14 protein-coding genes are annotated in these 14,613 nt (G+C 62.8%); 8 read left to right on the top strand and 6 right to left on the bottom strand.

Annotated elements, in window-relative coordinates:
• Both CRO48_RS09135 and CRO48_RS09130 read left to right on the top strand, forming a co-directional pair.
• Nucleotides 1–246: a zinc-finger domain-containing protein gene (locus CRO48_RS09135; RefSeq protein WP_097138376.1), complete on the top strand. Its 246-nt coding sequence runs from the start codon at nt 1–3 to the stop codon at nt 244–246.
• 27 nt (nt 247–273) lie between these two features.
• On the top strand, nt 274–1,440 hold the full coding sequence (locus tag CRO48_RS09130; protein ID WP_097138374.1) for an FAD-dependent monooxygenase: 1,167 nt from the start codon (nt 274–276) through the stop codon (nt 1,438–1,440).
• 27 nt (nt 1,441–1,467) lie between these two features.
• Here CRO48_RS09130 and CRO48_RS09125 read toward each other — a convergent pair whose 3' ends face one another.
• A complete protein-coding gene (locus CRO48_RS09125; RefSeq protein ID WP_097138372.1) occupies nt 1,468–2,658 on the bottom strand; it encodes a cystathionine beta-lyase in 1,191 nt (396 codons plus the stop codon).
• A gap of 368 nt (nt 2,659–3,026) precedes the next feature.
• Between CRO48_RS09125 and CRO48_RS09120 the strand changes: the two genes are divergently transcribed.
• The 5 genes from CRO48_RS09120 to CRO48_RS09100 all read left to right on the top strand — a co-directional run bounded on the left by CRO48_RS09120 (nt 3,027) and on the right by CRO48_RS09100 (nt 8,443).
• Nucleotides 3,027–4,055 carry an amino acid ABC transporter substrate-binding protein gene (locus CRO48_RS09120; protein ID WP_097138370.1) on the top strand — a complete coding sequence of 343 codons (1,029 nt, stop codon included), beginning with the start codon at nt 3,027–3,029 and terminating at the stop codon, nt 4,053–4,055.
• A gap of 101 nt (nt 4,056–4,156) precedes the next feature.
• Nucleotides 4,157–5,365 (top strand): amino acid ABC transporter permease, encoded by a 1,209-nt coding sequence (locus CRO48_RS09115; protein ID WP_097138368.1) that lies wholly within the window; start codon nt 4,157–4,159, stop codon nt 5,363–5,365.
• A gap of 1 nt (nt 5,366) precedes the next feature.
• Nucleotides 5,367–6,518 carry an amino acid ABC transporter permease gene (locus CRO48_RS09110; RefSeq protein ID WP_097138366.1) on the top strand — a complete coding sequence of 384 codons (1,152 nt, stop codon included), beginning with the start codon at nt 5,367–5,369 and terminating at the stop codon, nt 6,516–6,518.
• Between the two features lie 16 nt (nt 6,519–6,534).
• Nucleotides 6,535–7,311: an amino acid ABC transporter ATP-binding protein gene (locus CRO48_RS09105; protein ID WP_097138364.1), complete on the top strand. Its 777-nt coding sequence runs from the start codon at nt 6,535–6,537 to the stop codon at nt 7,309–7,311.
• A 184-nt stretch (nt 7,312–7,495) separates the two neighbouring features.
• Nucleotides 7,496–8,443 (top strand): phosphoribosylaminoimidazolesuccinocarboxamide synthase, encoded by a 948-nt coding sequence (locus CRO48_RS09100; RefSeq protein ID WP_097138750.1) that lies wholly within the window; start codon nt 7,496–7,498, stop codon nt 8,441–8,443.
• Between the two features lie 126 nt (nt 8,444–8,569).
• Here CRO48_RS09100 and CRO48_RS09095 read toward each other — a convergent pair whose 3' ends face one another.
• From CRO48_RS09095 to metG, 3 genes are read right to left on the bottom strand one after another with little or no spacing between them, the layout of a single operon-like run.
• On the bottom strand, nt 8,570–9,421 hold the full coding sequence (locus tag CRO48_RS09095; RefSeq protein ID WP_176526701.1) for an MBL fold metallo-hydrolase: 852 nt from the start codon (nt 9,419–9,421) through the stop codon (nt 8,570–8,572).
• A gap of 4 nt (nt 9,422–9,425) precedes the next feature.
• Nucleotides 9,426–10,205: a TatD family hydrolase gene (locus CRO48_RS09090; protein WP_097138360.1), complete on the bottom strand. Its 780-nt coding sequence runs from the start codon at nt 10,203–10,205 to the stop codon at nt 9,426–9,428.
• An 11-nt stretch (nt 10,206–10,216) separates the two neighbouring features.
• Nucleotides 10,217–11,767, bottom strand: a complete 1,551-nt coding sequence (metG, locus tag CRO48_RS09085) for a methionine--tRNA ligase (RefSeq protein ID WP_097138358.1) — start codon at nt 11,765–11,767, stop codon at nt 10,217–10,219.
• A gap of 216 nt (nt 11,768–11,983) precedes the next feature.
• Between metG and CRO48_RS09080 the strand changes: the two genes are divergently transcribed.
• Nucleotides 11,984–12,784: a sulfite exporter TauE/SafE family protein gene (locus CRO48_RS09080; RefSeq protein WP_245423474.1), complete on the top strand. Its 801-nt coding sequence runs from the start codon at nt 11,984–11,986 to the stop codon at nt 12,782–12,784.
• Nucleotides 12,785–12,791: 7 nt separating this feature from the next.
• Here the strand turns inward: CRO48_RS09080 and CRO48_RS09075 are convergent, their stop codons facing one another.
• Together CRO48_RS09075 and tmk are read right to left on the bottom strand one after the other, a co-directional pair.
• Complete coding sequence (locus CRO48_RS09075; protein ID WP_097138354.1) at nt 12,792–13,829, bottom strand: DNA polymerase III subunit delta'; 1,038 nt, start codon at nt 13,827–13,829, stop codon at nt 12,792–12,794.
• On the bottom strand, nt 13,826–14,515 hold the full coding sequence (gene tmk, locus CRO48_RS09070) for a dTMP kinase (protein ID WP_097138352.1): 690 nt from the start codon (nt 14,513–14,515) through the stop codon (nt 13,826–13,828). The genes CRO48_RS09075 and tmk overlap by 4 nt, the downstream gene beginning before the upstream one ends.
• Nucleotides 14,516–14,613 lie beyond the last annotated feature (98 nt).

The following is a 14,613-nucleotide window of genomic DNA, read 5'->3' as shown; positions in this document are numbered from 1 at the left end:
ATGGCTGGCCACAGCATTCCTCACTTCCAGAACGACGGCGGACACGCAGTGATCGAGATCGGCGTGAAGGAATTCATGTGCGTCGGCGCCTCGGTGCCCTTCGACCATCCCCACATCTTCATCGACATGGGCGACGACAACGAGAAGGTCTGCGGCTACTGCTCGACGCTCTACCGCTACAACCCGTCGCTCAAGGCGACGCAGACCAACCCGGTCGGCTGCACCTTCGCAAACCAGGCCGCCTGACCTCATGCCTTCCGACGTGCTCCGTCGATGAGCGGCCGGACAGTTGCGATCGTCGGGGCCGGCATCGCCGGTCTGACGGCGGCGCTTTGCCTTGCCCGCAAGGGCATTTCCAGCCACATCCTCGAGCAGGCAGACAGCTTGGAAGAGGTGGGCGCGGGCCTGCAGGTTTCGCCGAACGCTTCTTTCGTGCTGTCAGCGCTTGGCGTGCTGCCGGCGCTTGAACGGCAGTGGATCGAGCCCGAGCGAATCGTACTGGCTTCGGGGCGAAATCTCCGGACGCTCGCAGAGGTTCCCGCCGGCCGCGATGCCCGACATCGCTGGCATCAGCCCTATGGCATCCTTCACCGTGCAACATTGCAGCGCGCGCTGCTCGATGCCGTGGCCGAATGCCCCCTCGCCCATCTTCAACTCGGCATGCCCGTCGAGCGCTACGATCGCGAGGCGATCGGCGCGGTGATCGGCACCCGCCCGGACCTCACGATCGCCGCGGACGGGGTCTGGTCGAAGATGCGCGCCAGTGTTCCCGGTGCCGCCACGGCGCGGTTCAGCGGGCACGTCGCATGGCGCTTCATGGTGCCGTTCGAAGGCGCACCGGAGCTCCTGCACCCGCGGCGTGTCACCGCCTGGGTCGGTCCGCACGCGCACCTCGTCGCCTATCCCCTCCACGAGGCGGAGGCCTTCAACATCGTCGCGATCCACAAGAGCGTGTCGGGCGCCCATGGCTGGTCGCACCCGTCCGGCGACGCCGGCATGACCTTGCGCACGGACAAGTTCGCGAGCTGGAACGGCGACATCGTGAAAATGCTGCAGCAGGCAGCCGCACCTCAGGCATGGCCGCTCTACCAATGCGGCGACGGGCGCTGGTTCGACGACGAGGCCTTGCTGCTGACCGGAGACGCGGCGCATGCGACGACGCCGTTTGCGGCCCAGGGAGCGGCAATGGCGATCGAGGACGCGGCCGAACTCGCAGAAGCAATCGCGAACGCCTCCCCGCTCGCAACGGCGATTTCCGGTTTCGAGACGCGCCGCCGGAAGCGCATCCGCCGGGTCCGCTCCCGCGCCGATTTCAACCGCTTCGCCTATCATGCCCGCGGCCCGGTCGCGCTGGCACGCAATGCCGTGTTGGCACTGCGCAGCCCGGAAAGCCTCGCCGCCGATTTCGACTGGCTCTACGGTTATCGTCCGAAGATCTGAGGCTTTCGCGGGCGCGACCTCTCTGCCCTAGATGGCCCTTGCGGCCGCGAGCCCCCGCTCGATATCGGCGCGGATGTCGGCAACGTCCTCAAGGCCGATTTGCAGCCGCAAGACCGGACCTTCCTTAGGTGCGGTGCAGATCTTGCGGTCGCTCAGGTTGACGTGAACGGCAAGGCTCTCATAGCCGCCCCAGGAATAGCCGAGGCCGAAGATGCGCAACGCGTCGAGGAAGGCATGCGCCTTTGCCTTGAAACGCTCCGGGCTCCCGCCCTGAAGCACGACCGAAAAGATGCCGCTGGCGCCCTTGAAATCCCGCTTCCACAGTTCGTGGCCGGGAAAGCTCGGCAAGGCCGGATGCAGGACGCGGGCGACGTCGTCAAGGCCCTCCAGCCATTCCGCCAGCCGCAGCGCACTTTCCTGGTGGCGCTCCAGTCGCAGCCCCATCGTGCGCAGGCCGCGCAGGATCTGGTAGGAATCGTCCGGCGATCCGCAGATGCCGAGCGCGAAATTTCCGTCCCACAGTTGCTGCCAATGCTGGGCATTGGCGGAGACGGTGCCCATCAGGATGTCCGAATGTCCCGAGGGGTACTTGGTTGCGGCATGGATCGAAATATCGACGCCATGGTCCAGCGGCCTGAAATAGAGCGGCGTCGCCCAGGTGTTGTCGAGCGTTACGACTGCGCCGCCCCTGTGGGCGGCGTCGGCGATGGCACGCACGTCCTGCATTTCGAACGTGTTGGAGCCCGGCGCCTCGAGATGCACGAGTTTCGTGTTTGGCTTCATCAGCGCGGAAATACCCGCGCCGATAGCAGGATTGTAATATTCGACGCTGACACCAAGCCTCGTGAGCATCGTGTCGCAGAAATGACGGGTGGGGCTATAGACCGAATCGACGACGAGCGCGTGATCCCCGGCCGACAGAAACGCCAGGAAGGGCACGGTGACGGCCGCCAGGCCGGAGGGAACGAGAATGGTGCCCGCAGACCCTTCGAGTTCGTCGATCGCCGCGCAAAGCGCATCCGTCGTCGGCGTTCCGCGAGTACCGTAGCTGTATTTCTGCGCGCGCTTCTCCATCGTGGCCGCATCGGGGAAAAGCACGGTCGATGCGTGGACGACGGGCGGATTGACGAAGCCGAAGAAGTCCGCGGGGTCGTTGCCGGCATGCGCGAGACGGGTATTTGGCCCTGCCGCGGCGAACACTTCTGCTTTGTCTTTCATTTGGCGCGCTTCCGAAAATTGTGCTTTTGCTAAATTCGCGACTTTTCTGCGCCTTGAATTGTCCGGTCAAGCCAAAAATCCTGAACAACCCATCACGCGGAAGTTACATGTAGCCCCTTCCGGTGCCGGCCATTCCGTTTGATTTTTAGGCGAGAACGATAATTTTCCCTATGATTTTGCTCAATAATTGCCCAACTCGCGCGTAATGGACGGCTGTGCTTGGAAAAAGGGCTGCCTCTCTTGACCGTGCGTCGATTTGCGCATGAGATAGGCCAACTCGCACCGGGAGGTTTGCGAGTGCGCGTTGCTCCCGCACAAAGCCAGCGCGACGCGGCACAAACAAGAACGTAGAAAAAAGGTTGTAAAACATGGCAAAGAAGATTGTGGCAGCCGTCATCGGTGCAGCCGTCATGGGGATTGGCGCACAGGCCGCACAGGCCGATACGCTTTCGGACGTCAAGGCCAAGGGGTTCGTACAGTGTGGCGTGAATGGTTCGAACCTCGCCGGTTTCGGCGCGCAGGATTCGGCCGGCAACTGGTCGGGGCTGGACGTGGATCTCTGCAAGGCCGTCGCCGCAGCGATCTTCGGTGACGCGACCAAGGTCAAGTACACGCCGCTTTCGGCAAAGGATCGCTTCCCGGCCCTGCAGTCCGGCGAAATCGACATGCTGGCCCGCAACACCACCTGGAGCACCAGCCGCGATTCGCAGCTCGGTTTCGATTTCCGCGCTGTTAACTACTATGACGGTCAGGGCTTCATGGTGAAGAAGGAACTCGGCGTTAAATCGGCGCTCGAACTCAGCGGCGCGTCCATCTGCGTGCAGTCCGGCACCACGACCGAATTGAACCTCGCCGACTATTTCCGCGCCAACAACATGGACTTCAAGCCGGTGGTCTTCGAAGCCCAGGACGAAGCGGATGCCGCCTACAACGCCGGCCGCTGCGACGCCTACACGACCGACGCTTCCGGCCTCTACTCGATCCGCCTGAAGATGGCCAATCCGGACGATCACATGGTCCTGCCGGAAATCATCTCCAAGGAACCGCTCGGTCCGGCCGTCCGCCAGAACGATTCCAAGTGGCTCGACGTCGTGAGCTGGTCGCACTACGCGATGGTGGCCGCCGAGGAATTCGGTATCAACCAGGAAAATGTCGAGGAAATGAAGAAGTCCGCCAACCCGGACATCAAGCGCTTCCTGGGCGAAGAAGCTGATTCCACGCTCGGCGCCGACCTCGGCCTGCCGAAGGACTGGGCTGTCCAGATCGTCAAGGCAGTCGGCAACTACGGCGATTCGTTCGAGCGTAACGTCGGCCAGGGTTCTCCGCTCAAGATCGACCGTGGCCTGAACGCGCTCTGGACCAAGGGTGGCCTGCAGTACGCACCGCCGATCCGCTAAGCGGTAGCGCACGCGCTCGAAAATCGGGAGGGTGGTTCACCACCCTCCCTGTAAGGACAAACGCCCGGAAAACAGGGCGAAAACAATGACAGGGGTTCTGAATGGCAATTGCGGACGCCCGTACCGGGTCCGGCGACCCACCGAAAGTATCGCTTCTCTACAATCCAGCTCTGCGCAGCTATGTCTACCAGATCGTCACGATCGTCGTGATCGCCTGGGTCATCTGGTATGCCTGGCACAACGCCTCGCAGAACCTTGCGCGCGCCAACATGACGGCCGGCTTCGGCTTTCTCAACAGCCGTGCCGGCTTCGACGTCGCCCAGAGCCTGATCGCCTATTCCAGCGATTCGACCTATTTCCGGGCGCTGCAGGTCGGCTTGATCAATACGCTTGTCGTCTCGGCCGCAGGCATCGTTACCGCCACGATTGTCGGCCTGCTCGTCGGCATCGGCCGGCTTTCGCAAAACTGGCTGATAGCGCGGCTCTGCACGGTCTATGTCGAGATCTTCCGCAACATCCCGCCGCTGCTGGTCATCTTCTTCTGGTATCTCGGCGTGCTCGCGCTGCTGCCGTCGATCCGCACCATCTTCCAGCATCTGGAGGAAAATCCGGATGCGGTGTTCTTCATCTCGAACCGCGGCATCTACATGCCGGCACCCGTCTTCGGCGAAGGCTTCGGCTATGTGCTGGCAGCGTTCGCCATCGGCATCGTCGCGGCGATCGCGTTCGCGATCTGGGCGAATGCCCGCCAGCGTGCCACCGGCAAGCGTCCGCCAGTGCTGATGGTCAGCCTGGGACTGATCGTGCTCATGCCGCTTGTCGTATTTCTATTTGCCGGCATGCCGCTTTCGTTCGACTATGCGATCCCCGGATCGTTCAACATGCGCGGCGGCATGTCGATTGGGCCGGAGTTTCTCGCCCTCTTCCTGGCGCTTTCGCTGTATACCGCGTCGTTCATTGCCGAGATCGTCCGCGCCGGCATTCGCGGCGTGGCGAAGGGCCAGACCGAAGCTTCCTATGCGCTCGGGCTGCGACCGGGCCAGACGACGCGGCTGGTCGTGCTGCCGCAGGCGTTGCGCATCATCATTCCGCCGCTCACCTCGCAATATCTCAACCTCATCAAGAACTCATCGCTGGCCGTGGCCGTGGGCTACGCCGATCTGGTAGCCGTCGGGGGAACCATCCTCAATCAGGCCGGCAAGGCGATCGAGATCATCGCGATCTGGATGCTCGTCTATGTCTCGATCAGCCTCGTGACGTCGCTGTTCATGAACTGGTTCAACGCCAAGATGGCACTGGTGGAGCGCTGAGATGTCCGATATTTCCTACGTCCGTGAGCGCTTCATACCGGCCGAAAGCCCGCCGATCTCGGATGCATCCGCGTACGGCTGGATCCGTCGCAACCTGTTTGCCTCCTGGAGCGACAGTGTTCTGACGATCGTCGCGATCCTGGCAATCCTCTACTATCTGCCGCCGGCGATCGACTGGCTGTTCCTGTCCGCCGTCTGGACGGGCACGGACCGGACCGCGTGCCTGACGGTCGATCAAGGCGGCGCCTTGCCGACCGGCTGGAGCGGTGCGTGCTGGGCCTATGTCGGCGACCGTTTCGTGCAGTTCATGTTCGGCTCCTATCCGCGCGACCAGCTCTGGCGGCCGCTGCTGGTGGCAGCCGTTTTCGTCGCCCTGCTCGTGCCCTTCCTGATCCCGAAGGTGCCGCGCAAGGGCTTGAACGCCCTGCTCCTGCTCATCGGATTGCCAGTCTTCGCCTATTTCCTGCTGCTGGGCGGCCGCTTCGGGCTGCGTCACGTCGAGACATCGCTCTGGGGCGGGCTGATGGTGACGCTCATCCTCTCCTTCGTCGGCATCGTCATCTCGCTGCCGGCGGGGATACTTCTCGCGCTCGGGCGCCGCTCGCAGATGCCGATCCTGAAGACGGCCTGCATCGTCTTCATCGAGCTCATCCGCGGCGTGCCGCTCATCACCGTCCTGTTCATGGCGAGCGTCCTTCTGCCGCTTTTCCTGGAGCCGGGCAACAACATCGACAAGTTCCTGCGTGCGCTGATCGGCGTCTCGATCTTTGCGTCGGCCTATATGGCCGAAGTCATCCGCGGCGGGCTCCAGGCGATCCCGAAAGGCCAGTACGAGGCAGCCGACGCGCTCGGCCTCAACTACTTCCACAAGATGGCGTTCATCGTGCTGCCGCAGGCGATCAAGCTCGTCATTCCCGGCATCGTCAATACCTTCATCGGCATGTTCAAGGACACCTCGCTGGTGACGATCATCTCGATGTACGACCTGCTCGGCATCGTGAAGGCCAGCTTCGGGGATTCCGGCTGGATCACGCCGGTGACGCCGCTGACGGGCCTGATCTTCGCAGGCTTCGTCTTCTGGCTTTTCTGCTTCGGCATGTCGCGCTATTCAGCATTCGTGGAACGCCGGCTCGACACGGGCCACAAACGATAATCAAGGGGATAAAACAATGGCAAACCTGGGCCAGCCCAAAGCGATGACCGTGTCAGCGACCGACGTCGCGATCGATATCATCAACATGAACAAGTGGTACGGCGACTTCCACGTGCTGCGCGACGTCAATCTGAAGGTGATGCGCGGGGAGCGCATCGTCGTTGCCGGCCCTTCGGGTTCCGGCAAGTCCACGATGATCCGCTGCATCAACCGGCTGGAGGAGCACCAGAAGGGTCAGATCCTCGTCGACGGGATCGAACTGACGAACGACCTGAAGAAGATCGACGAAGTGCGCCGCGAGGTCGGCATGGTGTTCCAGCACTTCAACCTGTTCCCGCACCTGACGATCCTTGAAAATTGCACGCTTGCACCGATCTGGGTGCGCAAGATGCCGAAGAAGGAAGCCGAAAAGGTCGCCATGCACTATCTGGAGCGGGTGAAGATCCCCGAGCAGGCGAACAAGTATCCCGGCCAGTTGTCCGGCGGCCAGCAGCAGCGCGTCGCGATCGCCCGTTCGCTGTGCATGAAGCCGAAAATCATGCTGTTCGACGAACCGACCTCGGCACTGGACCCGGAAATGGTCAAGGAAGTGCTCGACACGATGGTGTCGCTCGCCGAAGAAGGCATGACCATGATCTGCGTCACCCACGAGATGGGCTTCGCCCGGCAGGTGGCCAACCGCGTGATCTTCATGGACCAGGGGCAGATCGTCGAGCAGAATGACCCGCAGAGCTTCTTCGACAATCCGCAGCACGAACGCACCAAGCTGTTCCTGAGCCAGATCCTGCATTGACATTTCGCATCACGAGCATGGAAGGGGCGGCCCGCAGGTCCGCCCCTTTTTCGTTTTCCGCAAGCGCTGCAGGCAGGATAGGATACCTATTGCGCCCGCCCGGCGTTCACCGCCTTGACCTTGGCGGCCATGACTGCTTTAGCCCTACGACTTTCCTTTGATGCGAGACTTGGCCATGAGCGAACTGCGCGTACTTTCAGATGCCTTCATCCCCGAGCTGCCGGGACGCTACAATGGTAAGGTCCGGGAGAACTATGATCTCGCCGATGGTAGCCGCATCATCATCGCCACCGACCGCCTCAGCGCCTTCGACATCATCCTGACCTCGATCCCCTTCAAGGGGCAGGTCCTGACGCAGACGGCGCGTTACTGGTTCGAAGAGACCGCCGACATCTGCCCCAACCACGTCCTGGCCTATCCCGATCCGAACGTCGTCATCGGCACGCGCCTCGACATCCTGCCGGTGGAGGTCGTCGTACGCGGCTATCTGGCCGGAACCACGAGCACCTCGATCCTGACGAAGTACAAGAACGGCGAGCGCGAGATGTACGGCATCACGTTGCCGGACGGCATGCGCGACAACGAAAAGCTGCCGCAGCCGATCATCACGCCGACCAGCAAGGCCTTCGACGGCGGCCACGACGAGCCGCTTTCCGGCGAGGAAATCCTCGCTCAGGGTCTCTTGACGGCCGAGCAATGGGAAACCGTCTCGCGCTATGCGCTGGCGCTGTTCGCCCGCGGCCAGAAACTCGCGGCCGAGCGTGGCCTGATCCTCGTCGACACCAAGTATGAATTCGGTACCGACAAGGACGGCCGCATCGTTCTGGCCGACGAAATTCACACGCCCGACAGCAGCCGTTACTGGATCGCCGACAGCTACGAAGACGCCTTCGCTTCCGGCACGCGCCCGCAGAGCTTCGACAAGGACTTTGTCCGCGCCTGGGTCACCGAGCGCTGCGATCCCTACAAGGACCCGGTCCCGGAAATCCCGCTCGACCTCATCGAGCAGACGTCGAAGGTCTACATCCAGGCCTACGAAACCATCACCGGCAAATCATTCACACCCGACATGTCGGGCGCAACGGTGCTTGATCGGATTCGCGAAAACCTGAGACCTTACTTTGCAAAATAGAATTTTATTCATATAGTTACGGACACATCATAAAGTAAAGCATCCACACACGACGCAACAGCCGTGCGTCGTGGCTTGTCCTGTCTCGCAACAAAACAGGTGCCCGGCGCATCCTGCGCGATGGGGTCAGTTCGCCGCTGCCGCTGCCGCCAACGCTTTCACCTCTTCGGTCACATCGAACTCGATGGCAAGCTGGTCGTAGCCGGGCTCCACATGGTCCGGCGTCTCGCGCATGACGGTATCGTAGTCGAGCGGCACGTGCATATGGGTCAGAACGGCCCGGCGCGGTTTCAGCCTGTCGATCCATTCAAGAGCCTGGCCGAGCGAGAAATGGCTGACATGCGGGCGATATTGCAGCGCGTCGATGACCAGCAGGTCGAGTCCGCCGAGCCTGGCAGCGGTCTCCTCTGGAAAGGCGCTGACGTCGGTGCAGTAGGCGACTTCGCCGATGCGAAAGCCGAGCGAGTGGATCGCGCCGTGCACCTGAAGAAGCGGCTGGAAGCTGATCGGCCCGCCCGCACCGTTGATGACGACGGGCCTTTCCGGCGGATCGATCAGGTTGGCGCTCACGATAGGCGGATAGAAGCCGCCCGGCGGCGTCTCGATACAATAGGGAAACCCCTCGCGGATGCGCGCCATCGTCGACACGTCCGCCCAGATCGGCATGCGGCTCTGGTTGTTGACGACGAAGCCACGGATGTCATCGATACCGTGAATGTGGTCGGCATGGGGATGGGTATAGAGAACGGCATCGATATGCCCGACCTTCGCGGCAATCATCTGCTCGCGGAAGTCCGGCCCGGTGTCTATCACGACCGTCGTGCGCCCTTCGGGCCCCACCTGTTCGACCAAGAGCGCCGCCCGCGTGCGGCGGTTCTTCGGGTTGCCCGGATCGCAAGCGCCCCAGTCGCCGGTGATCCTGGGCGTGCCCGGGGATGATCCGCAGCCGAGAATGGTGAAGCGGCGCGTGTGGATCACGGTTTCAGACCCTCGGCATCTTGGAAAAGATGCGGAATGCATTTTCGGTGGTGATCGCCGCGATCTCTGCTTCGCCGATGCCGAGCGTCTGCGCCAGGACGGCGGCGGTATGGGCCACGTAGGCCGGCTCGTTGCGCTTGCCACGGAAGGGTTTCGGCGCCAGATAAGGCGCGTCCGTCTCCACCAGCATGCGCTCCACGGGCACCGTCTTTGCGATCTGGCGCAACTCTTCGGATTTCGGGAAGGTCAGGATCCCGGAAAAGGAAACGTAGCCGCCCAGTTCGACGCCGATCCGCGCGAGCTCCGGCCCGGAGGAAAAACAATGGAGCAGGAAGGGAAAGGCACCCTTTTCCGTCTCCTCCGTCAGGATCGCTGCCATGTCCTCGTCGGCCGAACGGCTGTGTATGACGAGCGGCAGGCCGGTGATGCGGGCAGCGGCGATATGGTTGCGCAGACCCTGCGCCTGGGCCTCGCGCGGGGCGTTGTCGTAGAAATAGTCGAGCCCCGCCTCGCCGATCGCCACGACACGGGGATGCTCTGCCAGCCGGACCAGCTCGTCCACGCTCACGTCCAGCTCCTCGTCGGCATTGTGCGGGTGTGTGCCGACCGAGCAGAACACCGTCGGATACTTTTCCGCAATCGCCAGAATCGTCGGAAACTTTCTGACCCGCGTCGAGATCGTCACCATCTGCGCGACGCCGGCGGCATGGGCGCGTGCGACGATATCGTCGCGCTCCGCCTCGAAGTCGGGAAAGTCCAGATGGCAATGGGTATCGATCAGCATCGGCCCGCCCCTCAAGCCTCCGGAGCCACGTAGCGCGGGAAGACAGGTGCCGGGGCCTCAAGCGGCGTGCCGCTGACAAGGCGTCCGGCTTCACCGAGGGCGGCAAAGTCCCGCTTGTCGGCCGGTGCGGCGACCAGATCCAGCAGCTTGCCGGCGGAAACGGGCATGAACGGCTGCAGCAGGATGGCGATCTGGCGGACGACTTCGGCCGTCACGTAGAGCACGGTGCCCATCCGCTCCGGGTCGGTCTTCTTCAACGCCCACGGCGCCTCGCCGGCGAAGTAACGGTCGGCTTCCGACACGACGGCGATGATCGCCGCCAGTGCTCGGTGGATCATCAGCTTGCCCATCTCGTCACGGGTGACAGAATGCAGGGCATCGGCAGAAGCCAGCATCGCCCGATCCGCCTCGTTCAGCGGTCCGCAGGCGGGGATCTTGCCGTCACAGTTCCTGACGATCATCGACAGCGAACGGCTCGCCAGATTACCGATGCCGTTGGCGAGGTCGGAGTTGATTCGCGTTGCGATCCCCTCCTCGCTGTAGCTGCCGTCCTGGCCGAAGGAGACTTCGCGCAGCAGGAAGTAGCGGATCTGGTCGAGGCCGAAGTGCTCGACGAGATTGACCGGATCGACCACGTTGCCGAGCGACTTCGACATCTTCTCACCCTTGTTGAGAAGGAAGCCGTGCGCGAAGACGCGCTTGGGCAACGGCAGGCCCGCCGACATAAGGAAAGCCGGCCAGTAGACCGCGTGGAAACGGATGATGTCCTTGCCGATCATGTGGATGTCGGCCGGCCAGTATTTCGCGCGCGGTCCTTCCGGATCGCTGAGATAGCCGGTCGCGGTGATGTAGTTGGTCAGCGCGTCGACCCAGACATACATGACGTGCGCCGGATCGTCCGGCACCTTGATACCCCAGTCGAAGGTCGTGCGCGATACGGAGAGATCTTTCAGCCCCGACTTTACGAACGACACGACCTCGTTGCGGCGCTCTGCAGGCCCGATGAAGTCGGGATTGTCCTCATAGAGCTTCAGCAGCCGGTCCTGATAGTCGGACAGACGGAAGAAGTAGCTTTCCTCCTCGACCCATTCAACCGGCGTCCCCTGCGGACCGTACCGCACGCCGTCGTCGCGCAACTCCGTCTCGCCCTCCTGGTAGTAGGCCTCGTCGCGGACGGAGTACCAGCCGGAATAGCTGTCCTTGTAAATGTCGCCGGCGGCGGCCATGCGCTTCCAGATGATCTGGCTGGCTTCGTGGTGGCGCTTCTCGGTCGTGCGGATAAAATCGTCGTTCGACGCATTCAGCAGGACTGCCATGTTCTGGAATTCGGCCGTGTTGCGGTCGGCGAGCTCCTGGGCGGAAATCCCCTCCTTGCGCGCAGTCTGCTGCATCTTCTGGCCATGCTCGTCGGTCCCCGTCAGGAAGAACACGTCGCGCCCGTCCAGCCGCTGGTAGCGGGCCACGGCATCCGTCGCGATCAACTCGTAGGCATGACCGATATGTGGCTTGCCGTTCGGGTAGGCGATGGCCGTGGTGATATAGAAGGGCGAGTTATCTCTCATGGCGAAGCTTTGCCTGTCTTTTCTTGTGATGGTGGCAGCTATTACCGCATGCAGGCAAATTGGGAAACAGCAAGTTTGCGCGCCTGACCTGCCCCACAGGCAACACGCCACCGCTTGACACCGGCCGCCGCCGCCATTAACCGCCTTATGTCTCAGACTCGTGAGGTTTCGAACCGAAGATCGTCGAAAGCGCTCGGAACCGTAAGGAAGCACTGTTTGGATCTCTGGAATTCGTTCAATCCGCTCTTCTCTGTCTCAGGCTTCTTTGTTGGACTTCTCGTCGGTATAACCGGCGTCGGTGGCGGTTCGCTGATGACGCCGCTCCTCGTTCTCTTTTTCGGCGTTCATCCCGTCACCGCTGTCGGCACCGATCTCCTCTATGCCGCCATCACCAAGACCGCGGGAACTGCCGTGCACGGCCGCAACAAGACGGTCGACTGGCGCGTCGTCGGCAGGTTGGCGGCCGGCAGCCTTCCCGCCGCAGCGGTCACCCTCTGGCTGATCTCGGGCATCGACCGCAAGAGCGTGGCAGCCGTCGGCACAATCACCATGGCGCTCGGTTACATGCTGATCCTCACTTCGGTTCTTCTGCTGTTTCGTCGCCGGATCATAGAAAAGATCGGCGACATCAGGCGGACGAAGAAGAGTGTCGATCCCGCAACCGTCGGAATTCTCACCATCGTTCTCGGCCTCACGATCGGCATCCTCGTCACGCTCACGTCGGTCGGCGCCGGAGCGCTCGGCGTCACGGTGCTGCTGGCGCTCTATCCGAGCCTTGCGGTGCGGGAAATCGTCGGTTCTGACATCGTGCACGCCGTGCCGCTGACCTTCGTTGCCGGCGTTGGCTACTGGGTGATCGGTGAAGTCGACTGGATGCTGCTGGCATCGCTCCTGCTGGGCTCCATTCCCGGCATCGTGATCGGCAGCCACATTTCTCCGCGCCTTTCCGAACGGTTCGTCAGTGTGATGCTGGCAGTCACGCTGGCGCTGGTCGGATCGAAGCTCGTCTTCGCCTGAAGGGCGATCAGCCGCCTGCCTGCAGCGCAATCTCGTCGAGTACCTCGATGACCGTCTGCTTTCGGTCGAGGTTGTAGGCTGCGGCCACGTTGATCTTTTCCGACAGGGAGGACACGAGCCGTGCCGTCCGCTCGGCGGCGACGACGTCGCCGGCTATTCCCGCAGCCCTCGCCTTTTCCACCACATGATCGACGGCCTGGCTGCAAAAGAAGTCGTAGAGCGTATCGCCGTCCCGCGCAGCCAAAACGTCTGCCAGCTTGTGCACGTCCTTGCGCGGCGCAGCCCCCGCCTGCGACACGATCGCCCTGAAGGCCTCGAGAATGTCGAAGCCACCGTAGTTGATCAGCTTCAGCGCCGTGGCCACACTACCTCCGGCGGCGGCAAGCACCCGTCCCGTCTGGTCGGCGGGCAGCGTTACACCGAGGCTGTCCAGAGCCTGCGCCAATTCGTGCTCCGGCAGGGGCGAAAGGCTCAAGGGAAGGCAGCGCGACCGGATCGTCGGCAGGAGCTTGCCCGGCGCATGCGTCAGAACCAGGAAGAGCGCATTGCGTGGCGGCTCTTCCAGAATCTTCAGGATCGCGTTCGCAGCGTTCCGGTTCAGATCGTCGGCGGGGTCGATGATGACGATGCGCCAGCCGCCGGTGCCGGACGTCTGCGAGAAGAATTTCCCGGCCCGCCTCACCTCGTCGACCGTGATTGCCGCGCGCATCTTGCCCGTTTTCTCGTCCACCGGCCGGGACAGATGAAGCAGATTGTGCGACGCGCCGGAGGCAATCTGCCGGCCGAGGGGCGATGAAGGGTCGGGATCCGCCATCGTCTCCGGCGCCGTGCGCGGATCGGGATACGAAAGGATGTGATGAGCGAAGCGGAACGCCAGCGTCGCCTTGCCGATGCCCTCCGGCCCCTCGATCAGGATCGCATGATGCCCCTTGCCCGATCGATAGGATTGGGCGAGGAAGGCCGCAGCTTCGTCATGACCGAAAAGGCGCGTCTGCTCGGCAGGCGCAACCGCGCCGTCGAGCACGCCCGTCTGCTCCGCACTCAACTCGCATCCTCCGGGATGGCCGGCCGCTCGCGCCGCGACAACGGCAGCAGCGGTTCCACCGTGGCAAGCACCTGGCGTGCGATGTCCTCGCGCGCTTGCGTTGCATCGATCACCCGGCACCGCAGTGGCTCGCGGTCGGCGAGATCGAGAAACGCCTCGCGGCGCTTTTCGTGGGTTTGGATCTCTTCCTTCTCGAAGCGGTCCGGTTCGCTGTCGATCGGGCCTTCGGCGCGCTGACGGGCCCGCTCCAGCCCGATGGCGGCCGGCAGGTCCAGGATCAGCGTGCAATCCGGCATCACGCCGTTCACCGCGACACGCTGCAGTCGTTCGACGAAATCCGGTTCCAGGTTCCCGGTGATGCCCTGATAGACGCGCGACGAATCCACAAAGCGGTCGCAGAGCACGACCTTGCCCGCACGCAGAGCCGGACGGATGACCTCCTCGACGTGGTCGCTGCGGGCGGCGGCAAAAAGCAACGCCTCCATCCGCGTGCCGAAATGCTCCGCGGCACCCGAAAGGATCACGTGCCGAACCGCTTCTGCACCCGGCGACCCGCCCGGCTCGCGTGTCAGGACGACGCTGTGGCCGCGTTCACGAAGCGCTTGCGCAAGCAATCGGATCTGGGTGGACTTACCGGCCCCCTCGCCGCCCTCGAACGTTATGAACAATCCGCTCAAACCAGCCAAACCCGACCTTCTATCGTCCGGCGCCAATGCCGGTCAGCGCCCTTGCAGGCCAATTCCACCCAATAGAGCATGTCGCGCGATCGTGTGCAGCGATTTTG

Origin of the sequence: Rhizobium subbaraonis (assembly GCF_900220975.1) — a bacterium.
Lineage (GTDB): Bacteria > Pseudomonadota > Alphaproteobacteria > Rhizobiales > Rhizobiaceae > Mycoplana > Mycoplana subbaraonis.
Note: the sequence above shows the minus strand (reverse complement) of the source record. Positions and strands in the feature narration are given on the sequence as shown.

Coding starts and splice junctions, on each gene's coding strand:
- CRO48_RS09135 (WP_097138376.1), top strand. CDS start 1: ATGGCTGGCCACAGCATTCCTCACTTCCAGAACGACGGCGGACACGCA.
- CRO48_RS09130 (WP_097138374.1), top strand. CDS start 274: ATGAGCGGCCGGACAGTTGCGATCGTCGGGGCCGGCATCGCCGGTCTG.
- CRO48_RS09125 (WP_097138372.1), bottom strand. CDS start 2,658: ATGAAAGACAAAGCAGAAGTGTTCGCCGCGGCAGGGCCAAATACCCGT.
- CRO48_RS09120 (WP_097138370.1), top strand. CDS start 3,027: ATGGCAAAGAAGATTGTGGCAGCCGTCATCGGTGCAGCCGTCATGGGG.
- CRO48_RS09115 (WP_097138368.1), top strand. CDS start 4,157: ATGGCAATTGCGGACGCCCGTACCGGGTCCGGCGACCCACCGAAAGTA.
- CRO48_RS09110 (WP_097138366.1), top strand. CDS start 5,367: ATGTCCGATATTTCCTACGTCCGTGAGCGCTTCATACCGGCCGAAAGC.
- CRO48_RS09105 (WP_097138364.1), top strand. CDS start 6,535: ATGGCAAACCTGGGCCAGCCCAAAGCGATGACCGTGTCAGCGACCGAC.
- CRO48_RS09090 (WP_097138360.1), bottom strand. CDS start 10,205: ATGCTGATCGATACCCATTGCCATCTGGACTTTCCCGACTTCGAGGCG.
- metG (WP_097138358.1), bottom strand. CDS start 11,767: ATGAGAGATAACTCGCCCTTCTATATCACCACGGCCATCGCCTACCCG.